This window comes from Stenotrophomonas sp. RS-48, assembly GCF_030053245.1.
GTDB lineage: Bacteria > Pseudomonadota > Gammaproteobacteria > Xanthomonadales > Xanthomonadaceae > Stenotrophomonas > Stenotrophomonas maltophilia_P.
In genome coordinates, this window is the sequence record NZ_JASGBV010000029.1 from 19,924 (window position 1) to 36,605 (window position 16,682).

Annotated in this window: 9 protein-coding genes; 1 reads left to right on the plus strand and 8 read right to left on the minus strand. The window is 67.3% G+C overall.

Translation table 11 applies throughout. The annotated features are described in order from the left end of the window. Window positions 1–14: 14 nt before the first annotated feature. The 5 genes from QMZ25_RS06535 to QMZ25_RS06555 form a co-directional block, all read right to left on the minus strand. Window positions 15–1,499, minus strand: coding sequence for an MFS transporter (locus QMZ25_RS06535; protein ID WP_283219297.1), 1,485 nt, complete (start codon window positions 1,497–1,499; stop codon window positions 15–17). Continuing rightward, window positions 1,486–4,191 carry a glycoside hydrolase family 3 protein gene (locus tag QMZ25_RS06540; RefSeq protein WP_231108701.1) on the minus strand — a complete coding sequence of 902 codons (2,706 nt, stop codon included), beginning with the start codon at window positions 4,189–4,191 and terminating at the stop codon, window positions 1,486–1,488. Before QMZ25_RS06540 ends, QMZ25_RS06535 begins: the two co-directional genes overlap by 14 nt. Then, window positions 4,191–5,861 (minus strand): glycoside hydrolase family 43 protein, encoded by a 1,671-nt coding sequence (locus QMZ25_RS06545; protein ID WP_283219320.1) that lies wholly within the window; start codon window positions 5,859–5,861, stop codon window positions 4,191–4,193. The genes QMZ25_RS06540 and QMZ25_RS06545 overlap by 1 nt, the downstream gene beginning before the upstream one ends. A 71-nt stretch (window positions 5,862–5,932) precedes the next feature. After that, the gene (locus QMZ25_RS06550; protein WP_283219298.1) at window positions 5,933–7,915 is read right to left on the minus strand and encodes a sialate O-acetylesterase; all 1,983 of its coding nucleotides are present in this window, start codon (window positions 7,913–7,915) and stop codon (window positions 5,933–5,935) included. Beyond that, window positions 7,912–10,086 carry an alpha-glucuronidase family glycosyl hydrolase gene (locus QMZ25_RS06555; RefSeq protein WP_283219299.1) on the minus strand — a complete coding sequence of 725 codons (2,175 nt, stop codon included), beginning with the start codon at window positions 10,084–10,086 and terminating at the stop codon, window positions 7,912–7,914. Before QMZ25_RS06555 ends, QMZ25_RS06550 begins: the two co-directional genes overlap by 4 nt. A gap of 92 nt (window positions 10,087–10,178) precedes the next feature. Between QMZ25_RS06555 and QMZ25_RS06560 the strand changes: the two genes are divergently transcribed. Further along, complete coding sequence (locus tag QMZ25_RS06560; protein ID WP_053516379.1) at window positions 10,179–11,237, plus strand: LacI family DNA-binding transcriptional regulator; 1,059 nt, start codon at window positions 10,179–10,181, stop codon at window positions 11,235–11,237. Window positions 11,238–11,310: 73 nt separating this feature from the next. On the opposite strand, the gene QMZ25_RS06565 is transcribed toward QMZ25_RS06560, so the two are convergent. From QMZ25_RS06565 to xylA, 3 genes are read right to left on the minus strand one after another with little or no spacing between them, the layout of a single operon-like run. Then, entirely contained in the window at window positions 11,311–13,860 is a 2,550-nt protein-coding gene (locus tag QMZ25_RS06565; RefSeq protein ID WP_283219321.1) for an exo 1,3/1,4-beta-D-glucan glucohydrolase, read from the minus strand. Between the two features lie 5 nt (window positions 13,861–13,865). Then, window positions 13,866–15,290 carry a sugar porter family MFS transporter gene (locus QMZ25_RS06570; protein WP_180875208.1) on the minus strand — a complete coding sequence of 475 codons (1,425 nt, stop codon included), beginning with the start codon at window positions 15,288–15,290 and terminating at the stop codon, window positions 13,866–13,868. 30 nt (window positions 15,291–15,320) lie between these two features. Then, complete coding sequence (gene xylA / locus QMZ25_RS06575; protein ID WP_283219300.1) at window positions 15,321–16,655, minus strand: xylose isomerase; 1,335 nt, start codon at window positions 16,653–16,655, stop codon at window positions 15,321–15,323. Window positions 16,656–16,682 lie beyond the last annotated feature (27 nt).

Consider the following 16,682-nt stretch of genomic DNA (forward strand, 5'->3'; position numbering starts at 1 on the left):
TCGTCATCGTTGGGTTACGCGGACGCGTCGGCCGTGCGGCGACGCAGTTGGAGGTCCTGTTCGATGCGGGCTTCCGCGCGCTTGTCGATTTCGTACGCGAACAGCAGCGCCACGGCGAGCAGGAAAGGAAGGGAGCAGTAGACGCTCACGGTCAGGCGGATGCCCTCGACCACGCCCTCGGGCTGTGTCGCCACGCCCGCCTGGTAGCCGTAGTGGGCAAGAATGCCGGCGACCAGGGCGCCTCCCACGCTGAGGCCGATCTTCAGGCCGCACAGCATCGCCGAGAAGATGATCGCGGTGGCCCGGCGATGGTTCTTCCATTCCGAGTAGTCGGCAACGTCGGCGATCATCGCCCACAGCAGCGGGATGGTGATCCCGTAGCAGAATCCATGCAGCATGAAGGCAGCAAAGGCCACGCCGACCGCCGTCGGCGGAAACAGGTAGAAGGCCAGCAGGAACAGGGTTGAGATGAACAGTGCGCCGCCGAAGACGTCACGCTTGCCGAAGCGGTCTGCCAGCCGTCGCGATACGCCGATGCCCAGGATCATGCAGATGATTCCGCAGGCATTGAACAGGCTGAAGGCCGAGGTTGCCGCGTCCCTGGGCCAGCTGAAGCCGGCGAATCCGGCACTACCCAGACCTGCATTCAGGGCCCTGATCAGGCCGTTGAATCCTGAGTTTTCCAGAAAGTCGACCAGCGCAGCGTCGCTCATGTAGTACTGGAAGTAGTAGATGTACGTGCCACCCTTCAGCGCCAGGTTGATGAACACCAGGACGGTCAGGGCCAGCATCACCTGCCACGGCCGGTTGTGCAGCAGGTCAGACAGATCCTGCAGCACGCCTCCGGTCTGCTCGCGGGTGGGAACGATGCGCTCGCGCGTGGTGGCGAAGGTGATCAGGAAGAACACCGTCCCGACGATGGCGAACACGGTCATCACCTGTTCGAAGCCCCGCACGCGGTCACCGTCACCCAGGATCAGCACCAGCGGCATCAGCAGGACCTGGATGATGAACTGCGCGATCATCACGGCCACGAAACGGTAGGCCGACAGGCTGTTGCGCTGTGCCATGCTGCCGGTCAGCACACCACTCAGTGCGGAGTACGGCAGATTGTTCGCTGCATAGACGAAGACCAGCAGAGCGTAGGTGCCCAGCGCATAGATGACCTTGCCCCGCGCGCCCAGTTCTGGCGTGCTGAACGCCAGCAGCGACAGCACGCCGAACGGGATCGCCGTCCACAGGATCCACGGACGGAACCGCCCCCACCGCGTCGAGGTGCGGTCTGCGGCGATGCCGATCAGCGGGGTGAAAACGAACGCGCCGAGCATGCCGACCACGAAGATGATCGTAGCCGCCGTTGCCGGCGGCAGCCGGTAGACATCGGTGTAGAAGAACGCCAGATAGGTGATCAGGGTCTGGAAGATCAGGTTCGCCGCGAGATCGCCCAGGCTGTAGCCCAGCTTCTCGCGCACCGTGAGGGTGTGTTCAGTGCTTGCCATGCACGGCCTCCACCGAGAACCCGGCCCGCGCGCGGATATCGGCACTCGAGGCGCCGACCCGCACCTCGTAGGCCCCGGGTGGCACCGCATAGGCACCGCCCGCTTGGTCATAACGGCGCAGGTCCCGCGGTGCCTCAAGCGAGAACGTCACGGTGCGCCGTTCGCCGGCGGCGAGATGGACACGCTGGAAGCCACGCAGTTCCTGCACGGCCTCGTCGCTGCCGGCCTGCTGGCGTCGCACATAGAGCTGCACGACCTCGTCACCGCTGCGTGTGCCGGTGTTGGTCACGTCCACGTGCACACCCAGCCGGCCATCGGCATTGATCCTGTCCGCATCAATGCGCAGTGCTGCGTAATCGAAGCGGGTGTACGAGAGCCCGTGGCCAAACGGATACAGGGGGGTGCCGCGGAAGTACCGGTAGGTACGGCCCTCCATGCTGTAGTCGTCGAACGCTGGCAGCGCTTCACCGGCCTTGTAGAAGGTCACCGGCAGACGACCTGCGGGGTTGACGTCGCCGAACAGCGCCTGGCCCACGGCAGTGCCGCCGCGCTGCCCCGGGTACCAGCTCATCAGGATCGCCGGCAGATGGTCCTGGGCCCAGTCAACGGCCATTGCCGATCCGCCGGTCAGAACCATCACCACCGGCTTGCCGGTGGCATGCAGTGCCTCCAGCAGGGTGCGCTGGGGTGCCGGCAGCCGCAGATCGGTCCGGTCCCCGCCCGCGAAGCCCGGATAGTTGACGGTCATCTCCTCGCCCTCGACGTCGCCGGTCAGGCCGCCGACAAACACCACGACATCGGCGTCGCGGGCCGCATCAAGGGCTTCGTCGAAGGGTGCCTTGGCGCCCGGCATGCGCCAGCCCAGCCGCACGCCCGCATCGCGCTCGTCGTCGTAGTACTCCAGTTTCAGCTCATAGGCGCGGCCCGCCTGCAGATCGACGTCGATACCTTCGGCGTGCAGACGATCCGTGTTCACCCAGTGGTCCAGCACGCGCTTGCCGTCCAGATACAGGCGGAAGCCGTCGTCGCCGGCCACCTCCAGCCGATAGCGCCCGGATACCGGCGGGAGCAGCTGTCCGGTCCAGCGGATGCTGAAACCATCGCTCGGAATGCCCTGCCCCGGCGCCGCCTCGCCACGGGCAAGCAGATTGTCGGTTGGCGAGCCGCGGTCCCAGCGGAAGCCGATCTGCGCGTCGGTGCGGACCAGTGCCGGCGTGCCCGACAGGTCGGCCGTGCGGAAGTACTCGCCACGCAGGCCACGCTCGGTCGACGCCGCCGACGGCCGCAGGAAGGTCGGCTCGATCAGGGGCGTCGCGCTAGGATCATCACGCCCCTCGACCAGGTCCACGCCACGGGCGTAGCGCACGTCGATACCCTTCGCCGCATCGCGGATGCCCTGCAGTATCGTGACCGGCGCGGCCGGTGTGCCGAAGTAGTTGCCGAGCAGCGCCATGGTGTCGTCAGCCGTGGGACCGACCACGGCAATGCGCTTGAGGTCACGCGACAAGGGCAGTACCCCCTCGTTCTTCAGCAGGACCAGCGATTCCTGGGCGGCCTTCAGCGCCAGGGTGTCGTGCGCGGGCGCCTGGTTGACCGAGGCGGGAATCCGCGCCCAACGCACCCGCTCCGGTGGATCGAACATGCCCAGGCGCATCCGTGCGGCGAACAGGCGTGTCACCGCGTCGTCGATCTCCGCTTCGGTGATCAGGCCCTGGCGCACGGCTGCGGGCAGCGTGGCGTACTCCTGTCCGCACTCCAGCTCGGTGCCATTCCTGACCGCCAGCGCTGCGGCGGCTTCGCGGGTGGCAACGATCCGGTGATGTTTCCAGATATCGACGATCGCCCAGCAGTCCGAGACGACGTAGCCCTTGAAGCCCCAGTCACGCCGCAGCACGTCGCGCAGCAGGAACCGGCTGGCACTGGCTGACTCGCCGTACACCCGGTTGTATGCGCCCATCACCGCATCGACATCGCCCTCCTTCACCAGCGCCTCGAACGCCGGCAGGTAGGTGTCGTACAGGTCGCGCCGGCTGGGCCGCGCGTCGAAGTGGTGACGGTCGGCCTCCGGCCCGCTGTGCACGGCCAGATGCTTGGCCGTGGCATCGAGCTTGCGGTACACCGGGTCATCGCCCTGCAGGCCACGTACGAAGGCGACGCCCATGCGGGCAGTCAGGTAGGGATCCTCGCCGTAGGTTTCCTGGCCACGGCCCCAGCGCGGGTCACGGAAGATGTTGACGTTCGGGGACCAGAACGTGAGCCCCTGGTAACGCCCGTGCGATCCCTCGCGGAGAAACTGGTGATGCTTCGCACGGGCCTCGTCGCTGATGGTCGTCGCCACCTCGCCCATCAGCGGCACGTCGAACGTTGCCGCCAGTCCGATGGCCTGTGGAAAGACAGTGGCCTGACCTGCCCGCGCCACGCCATGCAGCCCCTCGTTCCACCAGTCGTAGGCCGGCACACCGAGGCGCTCGATCGCCGGCGCGGCATTCTGCATCTGCGCGGCTTTCTCCTCCAGCGTCATCTGGGCGACCAGCGATGCGGCCCGCTGCTCGAAGCTGGCCGAAGCATCCAGCCACGGCCGCGGCGCAGCGGCCGACGCGGCGGTCGCCACGCACAGCAGCGCAGCATAAAGCGCCCGCCGGCCATGCCGCGTGCCGCGGTGTACAGCGCCGTTGGACGAAGTCGATATCATCATTTGCTCCTCCCGGCGCGCTCATCGCGCGCGAATGGTCCCAGCAGTGCGCCTACGAAGCCGCCTGCGCGATCAGTACTCAGAACCGTGCCATCCACACCGCGTGCCAGCGTTTGCCAGCCCTGCCCGTCACCGGTATCGAACGAGAACGCGTAGTCGGCCTCATCCCCGGCGATCTTCAGGCGCAGGACCGCGGATGCGGGGACCTCGCGGCTGGCCAGCGTTCGCGTAGCGCCGCTGCCGTCACGGCCCTCGAGGAAGACCGACAGACGATCACCGCGCACGCTGCGGACCCCAAGGAAGTACCAGTAGGCCTCGCTCTGGAATGCAGCCAGGCCCGCCGCGACACCGATGGCCGGACGGGACATCTCGGTACTCGCCTCGAAGCGCAGATGCTGCTGGCGGCGACCGAGGAACGCCGGATTGCGCAGCGTGTCCAGATTCTCCGCAAGCGGGTGCACGGCCAGCATGCCCGGCCGGTCACCCAGGTCGGCCCAGGCCTGCTTGGGCACCCGAACGCGCAGCCAGTGGGCGGCAAGCGTCGGCCCATCAAAGGTGTCGCGGTCGACGAAGTTGCCGGTCAGCGGCGCCTGGGACGCCTGCCCCTGCATCCAGGACGGTGCCTTGACCACATAGGGAATGGCCTGGTCGGTCGGCAGGATCTGCGGCCAGCCATCCTGCCAACGGACCGGCAGCAGATAGGTTTCGCGCCCGGTGTTGTAGTGCCGCTTCTGGTAGTTGCGGCTGGCAAGGAACACTGCCCACCACGAGCCGTCCGGGCCCTCGATCAGATCGGCGTGCCCTGCATTGGTGATCGGCAGCGGCCGGTCGTCCGGCAGCTCGCGCTGGGTCAGGATGGGATTGCCCGGATAGGGGATGTACGGCCCCCACACATCACGGCTGCGCAGCACCACCTGCGAATGCTGCGGCCCTGTGCCGCCTTCGGCGTCGGACAGGTAGTACCACCCCTCACGCTTGTAGATGTGCGGCCCTTCGATCCAGATGGGGTTCTTCGAAGGCTCCACGCCACCATCGACCAGCACCCTGCGCGGGCCGACCGGCTTGAAGGCCGACAGATCGATCTGCTGCATCCAGATGGCGCGGTGGCCGTCGTAGCGCGCCGGACCAGGCGGCACATCGTTGTTGATCAGATAGACCTTGCCATCGTCGTCGAAGAACAGTGACGGATCGATGCCATCGATGCTGGGCAACCAGTGCGGATCGGACCACGGTCCCGCCGGATCCCGCGCGGTGGCGATGAAATTGCCACCACTGTCGGTCGCGGTGGTGACGACGTAGAAGGTTCCCTCGTGGAACTCGATGGTGGGCGCGAAGATGCCGCGGGAGACGCTCAGACCGTCGAAATCCAGCTGTGTCGGACGGTCGATCACGTTGCCGATCTGCTTCCAGTGGACCAGGTCGACGCTCTCGAACACCGGAATGCCCGGGTAGTAGGTGAAGCTGGAGTTGACCAGATAGAACTTCCCGTTCGCGCCCACGATGCTCGGATCGGCGTGGAAGCCGGCCAGGATCGGGTTGCGGTAGTGGCCCGCCGGCAGCGGCGCCTCAAACGCGGTGTCATGACCGCGGTACTCGAACCAGTCGAAGTACACCGGCGGCGTGGCGTCTGGCGAGGCGGCATGGGCGGTCGCCGCCGACAGCGCGAACATCGCTGCCAGCATCCGGCGCGCCAGTGACACCCGGGCGCGCCGGGCAGAAGGGTGCTGCAGGGACAACATCTTCATCGTCGGGCCTCGGCGTCGGCAATGGGAAGTTCGAACGGACCGGCCGGCGCCCCGCTGCTGTCACGCAGCGTGCACACCGGGCCATCGGCCCAGCAGTAGCGGACATGCGTCGGGCGCAGGGAAGGCAGGCTGCGCAACACCACCCGGCGTCCATCCAGTTCGGCGTCGCTGTACTCACAGCGCGGGGCAGCGGCATCGCAGAGTTCAAAGCCGACGGGGTGCTTCGAACCGATTGCTGCCAGGGCGCCGTCGACATCCTCGAATTCGACGGCCACGCCTGCCGGCACGCGCAGGGCCCTGGCCGCATCCGGCCCTGACGGGGCCACTGCGTGCTCGCCGTAGATGACGTGGCGCGCGACCCGGGCCAGACGGCGACCCAGTTCCTGCTTGTTCGGTGGGTGGATGTCGTAGGCATCGCCGATGTCGATGGCCACGGCGAGGCCACTGCGGGGATCTTCGGCCGCGACCCGGCGCTGTGCGTCGCGCACCTGCGCCCATCCGCTGTCCGCAGGGGCGACGGGCGGTTGGCCATAGCCAGCCAGTTGCACCAGCAGCAACGGCGTATCCGTACCGAACTGGCGTCGCCAGTCGTCCCGCAGCGAGCGCAGCAGTGCCGCATATCCGGCGCCGTCGCCGGTGTTCGACTCCCCCTGGTACCACAGCATGCCGCGCAGTCCGAAAGCGCCCAGCGGCGCGATCATGCCGTTGTACAACGTCGACAGACCCGTCGCCGCCTGCCAGGGAGCGAACGGGGGCGCTTGTCCGCCAGGTGCCATCCGGTACTGCCAGGACGCATCCAGCACCACCCGCTGACCGTCCTCCAGGATCACCGCATGTGCGGTGGCGGGGCCGGCCAGGCCACCTTCACCGTAGGTGTCCAGCACGTTGATCACGACACTGTTGGACCCGGCCTTCAACAGCCCCTTCGGCAGCGGATAGCGCCGCTCACCGGCGCCATACTGGCTGCCCACGGCGACACCGTTCACCCAGGTCATGTCCGTCTCGTCAACGGATGCCAGTTCGAGCGTCGCGCCCTGCGCCGCCTGTTCCGCACTCAGCGTGACCTGCGTGCGATACCACACCATGCCGTTGTAATCGGCAAGCGCCGGGACGTTCCAATGCTCCCATGCGCCCAGCGCTGCCGGCGCCGGTTGCCATCCGCTGTCGCTGGCCTCCGCGCGCCACGGCGCTTCACCGGGAACAGCGTCATTGCGCGTCGCCCACCACTGCTGCCAGTACCGCCCCCAGCGTGCGCGTGCCGCCAGGGGGTCACCGGCATACAGCGCGAGGATATCCAGGGGCTCTGCCATGCCCCGCTGCGCGCGCAGCGCCTCGACGCTGGTCCATGCCTCGATCCGCGAGCCGCCCCAGGCGGCCTGGATCAATCCCATCGGCACGGCGACCGTGCGCTGCAGCTCGCGTGCGAAGTAGAGGCAGGTCGCGGAGAAGTCGCGCACCGTGGCGGGCGATGCCGGCGTCCAGGCAACCGCGCTCTGGAATGTCGTCTGCGCCTGCACCGCCGCGCCCTGCGGCACGGTGAACAGGCGGATCGTCGGCAGCGTGGCGGAGGCGATCTCGCTGCCTGCATTGAGCGCGCGCCACACGGGCAGCTCCATGTTCGACTGTCCGGAGCACAGCCAGACATCGCCGACCAGGATGTCGCGGGCGATCTGGATGTCCTTGCCGGACGTTGCCTGCAGCATGTGGGGGCCACCTGCCGGAGTCGGCTGCAGCGTGGCGTGCCATCGGCCCGTGGCATCCGCCTGCGTGGTCACCGCCTGCCCGGCGAAGGTCACGGAAACCTCCTGCCCCGCAGGCGCCTGGCCCCAGACCGCGATCGGCCGATCACGCTGCAGGACGGCATGATCCTGGAACAGCGGATGCAGCAACGCCGCCGGCTCCCGTGCCGCGACGGACCCGGCCATTGCAGCCAGGGCCAGCAGCAAGGCCGCCCGCCCGGCCCGTCCGATCATGCTCATCGTCCATCCCCCGGTGCGAAAGGAAACTGCAATGCCTGGTAATACGACAGCGGGTGCGGCGGTGGCGGTTCGCCGGGCGGCAACGGCCGGCCGCTGAGCGACTGGAAGTACGCCACGCTGGCATCGCGCCACCATTGCGCCTCCTCCTGCTGGATCTGCAGGAACGCGGACACGTGCTGATAGCGTTGTGGATCGATCCGGCCCTGCAGGGTTGCCCAGGCAGCCTGCAGGGACAGCACCTGGCGCACGCCACGCGAGTAGCGTCCCACCAGTTCGTCCCACAGCACCTGCCCCGAACGCATGCGGTGATCCCACGGCACATGATGGAACCACAGCAGCAGCGACTCCGGCACCCGCGCCAGGTCGCCGTACTCCGCGGCGACCGCCGGGGCGTACTGGGACACCGCGTTGCTTCCGGCCGATGTGCGGTCGAAGCCCACGCCGTGCCGGTCCGCGCGGTGGTAGTACACGGACGTCCAGTCGGCGCGTGGCCCTCCATCCACCCAGGGACCGGGGCCGTAGTGATGCCCACGGGCCATGAGGTGATGCAGGCCCAGCGGGGTCATGTAGTCCACCGCCGCTTCGCGCGAGGCCATCATCATCCGCACGATCGGGCCGGTCACCTGCGGGTCCGGCGAGAACGTCAGCGCGGCCCAGTCTTCAGCGATGGCGCGGGCAGACTGCTGCGGATTCCAGGCCAGCCGCCCGAAGGCATACCAGTTGGCCTGATCGAAGTGCGAGCCGCTCCAGGTCCGGTCCACGCCGATGTTGGCGACGCCGGCGATGCCGGTCAGCGCGTGGCCGTGCAGCGAACCGTCGACCACGCGCGCGACCGTGGAGCCCGGTCCGCGTACCCGGGTGTCGGCCCGCAGCACTTCCTCGTACAGCGTGCCCAGGTACACCAGGTGCGTCGCAAAGCCCAGATACTCCTTGGTGATCTGGAACTCCATCATCAACGGCGTGCGTGGCATTGCGCCGAACAGCGGATGGAACGGCTCGCGGGGCTGGAAATCGATCGGCCCGTTCTTCACCTGCACGATCACGTTGCGGCGGAAGGCACCGTCCAGGCCGATGAACTCACCGTAGGCCTGCTTGGCGCGATCTTCCGGCACCTCGTGCGAGTAGACGAAGGCACGCCACATCACCACGCCGTTGTGCGGCGCCAGGGCATCGCCCAGCAGGTTGGCACCGTCGGCATGGGAGCGGCCGTAATCCTGCGGGCCCGGTTGGCCCTCCGAGTTCGCCTTGACCAGGAAGCCGCCGAAATCCGGGATGAGGGCGTAGATCTCTTCGACCTTTTTCCGCCACCAGCGCTGCACCTCCGGATCCAGCGGATCGGCCGTGGCCAGGCCGCCGAGCTCGATGGGCGCGCTGAAGCGTGCGCTCAGGTACACACGGATGCCGTAGGGGCGGAACAGGTCCGCCAGCGCGGCGGCCTTGGCGAGATAGGCCGGCGACAGGCTCAGGGCGCTGGCATTGACGTTGTTCAGTACGGTGCCATTGATGCCCAGCGACGCGTTGGCGCGGGCGTAGTCGGTATAGCGCGGGTCACGCCACTGCGGCAGGGTCTGCCAGTCCCACAGGGAGCCGCCCGCGTAGCCGCGTTCGACGTAGCGATCCAGGTTGTCCCAGTGATCGAGCACCCGCAGCGCAACCCGGGGCGATTCCCGCACGTCCAGCGACTCCAGCGATGCGCCACGCTGCAGCAGCCGCAGCAGGTGGAACACGCCGTACAGCACACCGATGTCCTGCCGTGCCGCCACCAGCAGAAGATCGCGTCCTCCGCTGCGGACCTTCCTGATCAGGTAGCCATCCTCGCCCAAGGTGGCAATGTCTTCGCGGAACGGCGCGACCAGCATCGAGGACTGCGGCGTGCCCAGCACCAGGGCGTGATCACCGGCGAGGTCCGTGCGGATGGGCGGTGCCGTTCCCAGTACCCCGGGAAGGCCGCGCGCCAGTTCATCACGCGCGGCGCGCTGGGTAGGCGTCTGGTCAGGGGCGACCACCTCGCCCAGCTGCAGCCGATAGCCGGCAGCGACCTCCACGGCCGCCGGCACGTAGCGCATCCACAATGCGTAGCCATCCTCCGCATGTGCGCCACCGGCGCATGCCAGCAAGGCAAGGGCGGCGCACAGCCGTCCGCCGACAGCACGGAACAACGGCGTTAACATTCGACTTTGTAGACTACGACCGGCGCCGGAACGGTTCATCATCTGCCCTCGCACCTGCGCGGCAACGCCACCAAGAACAAAGGGATCGTGCATTGGACAAGCCGAAGAAATCGGTTCGCCGCAGAACCGCGGGCGTGACGATCGACGAGGTTGCGGCCCTTGCCGGCGTTTCGCCGATGACCGTGTCGCGGGTGATCAACCAGGGCAAGGTGCGGGACGTCACCCGCGAGCGGGTGATGCGTGCCGTGCGTGAGCTGGGCTATACGCCCAATCTGGCGGCCAGTTCGCTGGCCGCTGCGCAGCACACGCGCATTGCGTTGATCTATACCAATCCCAGCGGTGCCTACCTGCGCGAACTGCTGGTCGGGCTGCTGCGCGTCGCGTCCAGCTCTGCCATCCAACTGGTCATCGACTACTGGGACAACCTTGACGATGAGTCCGAGCGCACGGCAGCGCGTGCCCTGGCCAGCCGCGTCGACGGGGTGATCCTGCCGCCGCCGCTGTGCGAATCGCAGGCGGCCGTGAGTGAACTGGTGAAGGCCGGCATCCCGGTGGTGGCCATCGCATCGGGGCGCCTGAGCGAGGCCCTGTCCTGCGTCCGCATCGACGACTTCAACGCAGGCAAGGAAATGACCGAGCACCTGATCCGGCAGGGCCACAGCCGCATCGGCTTCATCCGCGGGCGCCGGGATCTGAGCGCGAGTGCGCGTCGCTACGATGGTTTCGTCACCGCGTTGCAGGAAGCCGGACTGTCGGTGGAACCCGGCCTGGTCCAGCACGGCGACTACACCTACCGGTCCGGACTGGCCGCCGCCGAGAAGCTGCTGTCCCAGCGTCGGCCACCGACGGCCATCTTCGCCAGCAACGATGACATGGCGGCAGCCGCCATCTCCGTGGCGCACCGACGCGGCCTGGAGGTTCCCCGCGACCTGTCGGTGGTGGGCTTCGATGACACATCGGCCGCGACCACCGTGTGGCCGGAACTGACGACGATCCATCAGCCGATCGCCTCGATGGCCAATGCTGCCATCGATATCCTGCTGCGCACCATCCGTCGCCCGGCCGGAAACGCCCCCGTACTGCGGGATCATGTCGTGCCGCATCGCCTGATCGCACGCGATTCGGTGGCGGCCCCGCCTACGCACCGGTAGCGCACAGGCCCGTATCATGCCGGCACCCGCACGGTGCCTGTGTCCAGCGCGCTGGCCTTCAGGCAGGATGCCATCACGCACCGCATCCGAGGGTGGTCTCGGCTTCGTTCAGCGCGCCCAGCGCCACGCGGGACACGGAGATCGTCATTGCATCAGCCGTCCCCACCGACCACGGCCGATCCAGCGCACCCACCTTCGCTCCGGCCGCAGCCAGGCATTTCAGGGGAATGCCCACGCGCGTCCACTGGCCGACCGGAAGCGCCGCCAGCGTGGGCCCGATGGCGATGCGCGCCGAGCACCCGGCACCACAGCCCACCGACAACCACGCCTCGCCACGTGGTGCCACGTCGACACGCAGCGTGGTCAACAGCATCAGATCACCATTGGCTTCCCGCTGCAGGTCCAGCGGCGTGTGCGACTGCAGTGCGACCACGGCTTCCCCCTGACCCGACCAGGCAAGACGCCGGCCGTCCTCCTGGGCCAGATGGTCCACACCGGTGATCTTCAGACGGTCATCTGCCAGTGCATCCGGCACGCTGATCACGGTCATGCCCTGCCCGGCACCATCCTCCAGCCGCAGCGCCATGCCGGCACCTGCATCGCCGCGGGCAAAGAAGACACCGGTCGCCCCCTCGTTGCCGGTGACGCCCGAAACTTCCGGCAGTGCCGCCAGATCGCCCTTGTCGGCATAGCTCAGACCGAAGCCGAACGGGAACAGCGGGGCGTAGTCCTTCTGGCCGACGTTGTTGGCGTACTGCGTGGCCGTACGTGGCCAGCTGAAGCTGAGTCTGCCCTTGAAGTCGTGCTGCATGCGGCCATCCGGACCACGCAGCAGTACGTCGGCAACGCCACCGCCTTCCGATCCCGGCAGCCACGCCGCCACGAAGGCGTCCGCGGCATTGATTTCCCGGTTCACCCAGAGAGGTCGCCCGCTCAGGAAGACCGCCACCACTGGAATGCCGTCTTCCTTGAGCCGGCGAATCAATCCCAGATCCGTTTCATCGCCGGGCTTGTAGGCCAACGTGGGCAGGTCGCCCTGGAACTCGGCATACGGATCTTCACCGAACACCACCACCGCCACATCCGGCTTCACTGTGTATCTGCCATCGATGGCAAGCGTGGCCTCGCCACCCGCGGCCCTGGCCTGCTGCGCAATGCCCTCGAAGATCGTATCCGCATTGGGGAAGTCCTTGCGGGTGGTGCCGGTGCCCTGCCAGTTCAGCGTCCAGCCGCCGGCCTGCTTGCCGACATCATCGGCACCGTCGCCGGCCACGAGGATCCGCTGCTTTGGCGACAGCGGCAGGATGCCGTTCTGGTTCTTCAGCAGCACCAGCGACTCGCGCACCGCCTGCCGCGCCACCGCGCGATGCTCAGGGGCGCCGATCAGCGCGAACTGGCCACCCACCGCCCGGGTGGAAGGCCTGCCCGCCTCGAACAGGCCCAGGCGGAACTTCACCCGCAGGATCCTGCGCACCGCATCATCCAGCCGCTCAGCAGTGATCCTGCCGTCCTTCACGGCCGCCAGGGTGGTTTCGTAGAAGCCCTTCCAGCTGTCCGACGCCATGGCCATGTCCAGGCCCGCATTGATGGTGGCGGGACAGTCGGTGGTCGTGCAGCCCTTGATCTGTCCATGGCCATTCCAGTCGCCGACCACGAAGCCGCCGAAGTTCATCCGCCCTTTCAGCACGTCGGTGAGGTAGTGCCGGTGGCCGTGCATCTTCTCGCCGTTGACGCTGTTGAACGACGCCATGGCGGTCTGTGCTCCGGCAGCGATCGCCGGCGGATAGCCGGCCGCATGGATGCGCACGAGCTCGGCCTCGCTGATGCGGGTATCGCCCTGGTCCTTCCCGCCGGTCGTGCCACCATCGCCCAGGAAGTGCTTCACCGACGCGATCACATGGCGGCCATCAAGAAAGTCAGGCGACCCTATCCTGCCCTGCAGGCCCTCCACCATGGCACCCGCATAACTGGCCACTACGGTGGGAGACTCCGAATAGCCCTCGTAGGTGCGCCCCCAGCGGTCATCCTGCGGAACCGCGACCGTGGGCGCGAACGTCCATTCCATGCCGGTGACGCGTGTCTCCAGCGCGGTGATCTCGCCGATCCTGCGCAGCAGCTCGGGATTGCGAGCAGCGCCGAGCCCGATGTTGTGTGGGAACAGCGTGGCGCCGATGATGTTGCTCTGCCCGTGCACCGCGTCGATGCCGAACAGCAGCGGAATTGCCTTTCCACCCTGCGAGGTGTCCATGGAGGCGTCGTAGAACGCGTCCGCCAGCGCCAGCCACTCGGCGGGCGATGCATCGTAGCGACCGCCAGGATCGGAGTTGCCTCCGGCCAGGATCGAGCCGAGCCGGTATCTGCGCACGTCGTCGGGGGTGATGCTGGCGATGTCTCCCTGCACCAGCTGGCCGACCTTTTCCTCCACGGTCATGCCGGCCATCAGGTCGGTGATGCGTTTCTCCAGTGCGGCATCCTCGGCCAGGGGCCAGGCCACCTGTGGCCATGGATCAGCCTCGGTAGCGGTGGCCTGCGCTGGCCGGTCTCCCCCCTTGCAACCGGCCAGCGCCAGCATCAGTCCGGCGATCAGCGCGCCGGCACGGCGCATGGAATCCTGCGATGTCATGGCGCTCATCCTTCCATCTGCTCCAGTTCCTTGCCCTTGGTCTCGTGCACATGGCGCAGCACGAACACGACCGAGACCACCGCGGCCACCAGGTAGATGCTGTAGGTTGCCGCCAGCCCGGCCGCGGCCAGCAGCATCGGAAACGTCACCGTGACCGCGAAGTTCGACGTCCACTGCGCTGCACCGGCGACGGCCAGTGCCGAGCCCCGGATCTGGTTGGGGAACATCTCGCCCAGCATCACCCACATCACCGGTCCCCAGGACAGATTGAAGAACACGACGTAGGCATTGGCGGCGACCAGCGCCAGGGTGCCCATGCGGCCCGGCAGCTGCAGGTGCCCGTCGGCCAGCGAGCCGCTGGCGAAGGCCACCACCACCAGCGCCAGGGATACGGACATGCCCACCGAGCCGATCCACAGCAGCGGCTTGCGACCGATACGGTCGATCAGCAGCACGGTGACGAGGCATGCGCCGATGCTCAGTGCGCCGGACAGCACATTGATCAGCAGCGCGTCGTTCTCCGAGAACCCGACCGCCTGCCACAGCACGGCGCCGTAGTAGAAGACCACGTTGATGCCGACCAGCTGCTGGAAACAGGCCAGGCCGACACCCACCCAGACGATGGGACGGATCCGCCCGGTCGCTCTGCTCCTCAGGTCGGACAGCCGCGGACGATGATGGTCGGTGGACAGGGAGGCCTCGATCTCGTCGAGCGTGAGCTGTGCCTTGTCGCGGCCCAGCAGCCGGGTGAGAACCCGCAGTGCGTCCTCCTTGCGCCGCTTCACCACCAGGTAGCGGGGGCTCTCGGGGATGGTCAGCAACAGCAGCAGGAACACCAGCGAGGGCACCGCCTGCATCCAGAACATCCAGCGCCAGGCGGCCTGCCCTGCCCACAGAGGTTCCGTCGATGCCCCGGCGGCGGCGGCCAGCAGGTAGTTGGACAGGAACGCTGCGGTCAGCCCGCTGATGATCGCGATCTGCTGCACCGTAGCCAGTCGGCCACGGTAACGGGCGGGTGCCACCTCGGCGATGTAGGCCGGTGAAATCACGCTCGCCGCGCCAACTGCAAATCCCCCTATCACCCGCGCGACGATGAACCACGCGGAAGAACCCGCAGCGCCGGCCCCCAGCGCCGACAGCAGGAACATCACCGCCGACAGGATCAGCACATTGCGCCGCCCCAGCCGGTCGGCCAACCTGCCGGCGCTGAAGGCGCCCACGGCGCAGCCCAGCAACATCGAGGCGATCTCGAAGCCCTGCATCCATTCCCCGGAGCGGAACGCCTGGTGCAGGCCGTCCTGGGTGCCGTTGATGACGCCACTGTCAAACCCGAACAGGAACCCGCCAATCGTTGCCACCACGCTGATCAGAACGATCAGCCGTGTGTTCTCTCCGCCATCTGCTGCCTGGTTCATCGACATCCCCTCGATCGCTCCATTGCCGCCTTGACGCTGCCGTGCTCAGCGCAGCAGATACTGGTTGAGCAGGTTCTCGTAGCGTTCCTGCTTGCCGCTGGTCTGGCGCGGCTCGCCGATATCGGCGGCCAGCGTGGCCAGGTCGGCAAGGCTCAGCGTGCCGCGCTCGAAATCCTTGCCGGCCCCCGTGTCGAAGCTGGCGTAGCGCTCCCTGCGCCACTGCTCCCACGGCGACTCGGTGAGCAGTGCGTGTGCCACTTCCAGACCTCGTGCGAACGCATCCATGCCGCCGATGTGGGCAATGAACAGGTCTTCCAGGTCAGTCGACTCCCGGCGCACCTTGGCGTCGAAATTCAGCCCGCCCTCCAGGCCACCCTGCCGCAGCACGACCAGCATCGCGCCTACGGTGTCGTACAGATCGCTCGGGAACTGATCGGTGTCCCACCCGTTCTGCGCATTGCCACGGTTGGCATCGATGCTGCCAAGCAGGCCATGGTCGGAGGCCACCTGCAGGTCATGCTCGAAGGTGTGCCCCGAGAGCGTGGCGTGGTTCGCTTCGATGTTGAGCTTGAAGTCCTTGTCCAGCCCGTGCTCCTTCAGGAAGCCCACCACGGTCGCGCTGTCGAAATCGTACTGGTGCTTCATCGGCTCCATCGGCTTGGGCTCGATGAGGAAGTTGCCTTTCAGGCCGATGCTGCGGCCGTAGTCGCGGGCCATCGTCAGGAACCGCGCGAAATGCTCGATCTCGCGCTTCATCTGCGTATTGGCCAGCGACGCGTAGCCTTCGCGCCCACCCCAGAACACGTAGTGCTCGCCCCCCAGCTCGACGGTGGCATCCAGCGCGGCCTTCACCTGCGCCGCGGCACGGGCAACCACGGCGAAATCAGGATTGGTCGATGCGCCGTTCATGTAGCGCGGGTGCGAGAACAGATTGGCCGTACCCCACAGCAGCTTGACCCCGGTGGCGTCCTGGCGGGCCTTGGCCAGGCGCACCATGTGCGTGAGATTCTTCTGGTACTGGCCAATGTCGTCTGCATCCGGCGCCAGGTCGATGTCATGGAAGCACCAGTACGGCACGCCCAGCTTGGTGAAGAACTCGAAGGCTGCATCGACCTTCGCCTCTGCAGTGGCCAGCGGCGAACCGGCCTCCCACGGAAACTGCCGGGTTCCCGGTCCGAACGGATCGTGGCCGGCGTTGCAGAAGGTGTGCCAGTAGCACACGGCGAAGCGCAGGTGCTCCTGCATGGTCTTGCCGCCGATGACCCGGTTCGCGTCGTAGACCTTGAAGGCGAGCGGATTGTCCGAGTCCCTGCCCTCGAACGGAATGCGGCCGACGCCCGGGAAGTACTCTTTGGCGCCGATGAAGGGCTGCGTGGTCATGGTACGTGCTCCTGTCGTTGTGCGGGA

Coding starts and splice junctions, on each gene's coding strand:
- QMZ25_RS06535 (WP_283219297.1), bottom strand. CDS start 1,499: ATGGCAAGCACTGAACACACCCTCACGGTGCGCGAGAAGCTGGGCTAC.
- QMZ25_RS06540 (WP_231108701.1), bottom strand. CDS start 4,191: ATGATATCGACTTCGTCCAACGGCGCTGTACACCGCGGCACGCGGCAT.
- QMZ25_RS06545 (WP_283219320.1), bottom strand. CDS start 5,861: ATGTTCGCGCTGTCGGCGGCGACCGCCCATGCCGCCTCGCCAGACGCC.
- QMZ25_RS06550 (WP_283219298.1), bottom strand. CDS start 7,915: ATGAGCATGATCGGACGGGCCGGGCGGGCGGCCTTGCTGCTGGCCCTG.
- QMZ25_RS06555 (WP_283219299.1), bottom strand. CDS start 10,086: ATGTTAACGCCGTTGTTCCGTGCTGTCGGCGGACGGCTGTGCGCCGCC.
- QMZ25_RS06565 (WP_283219321.1), bottom strand. CDS start 13,860: ATGACATCGCAGGATTCCATGCGCCGTGCCGGCGCGCTGATCGCCGGA.
- xylA (WP_283219300.1), bottom strand. CDS start 16,655: ATGACCACGCAGCCCTTCATCGGCGCCAAAGAGTACTTCCCGGGCGTC.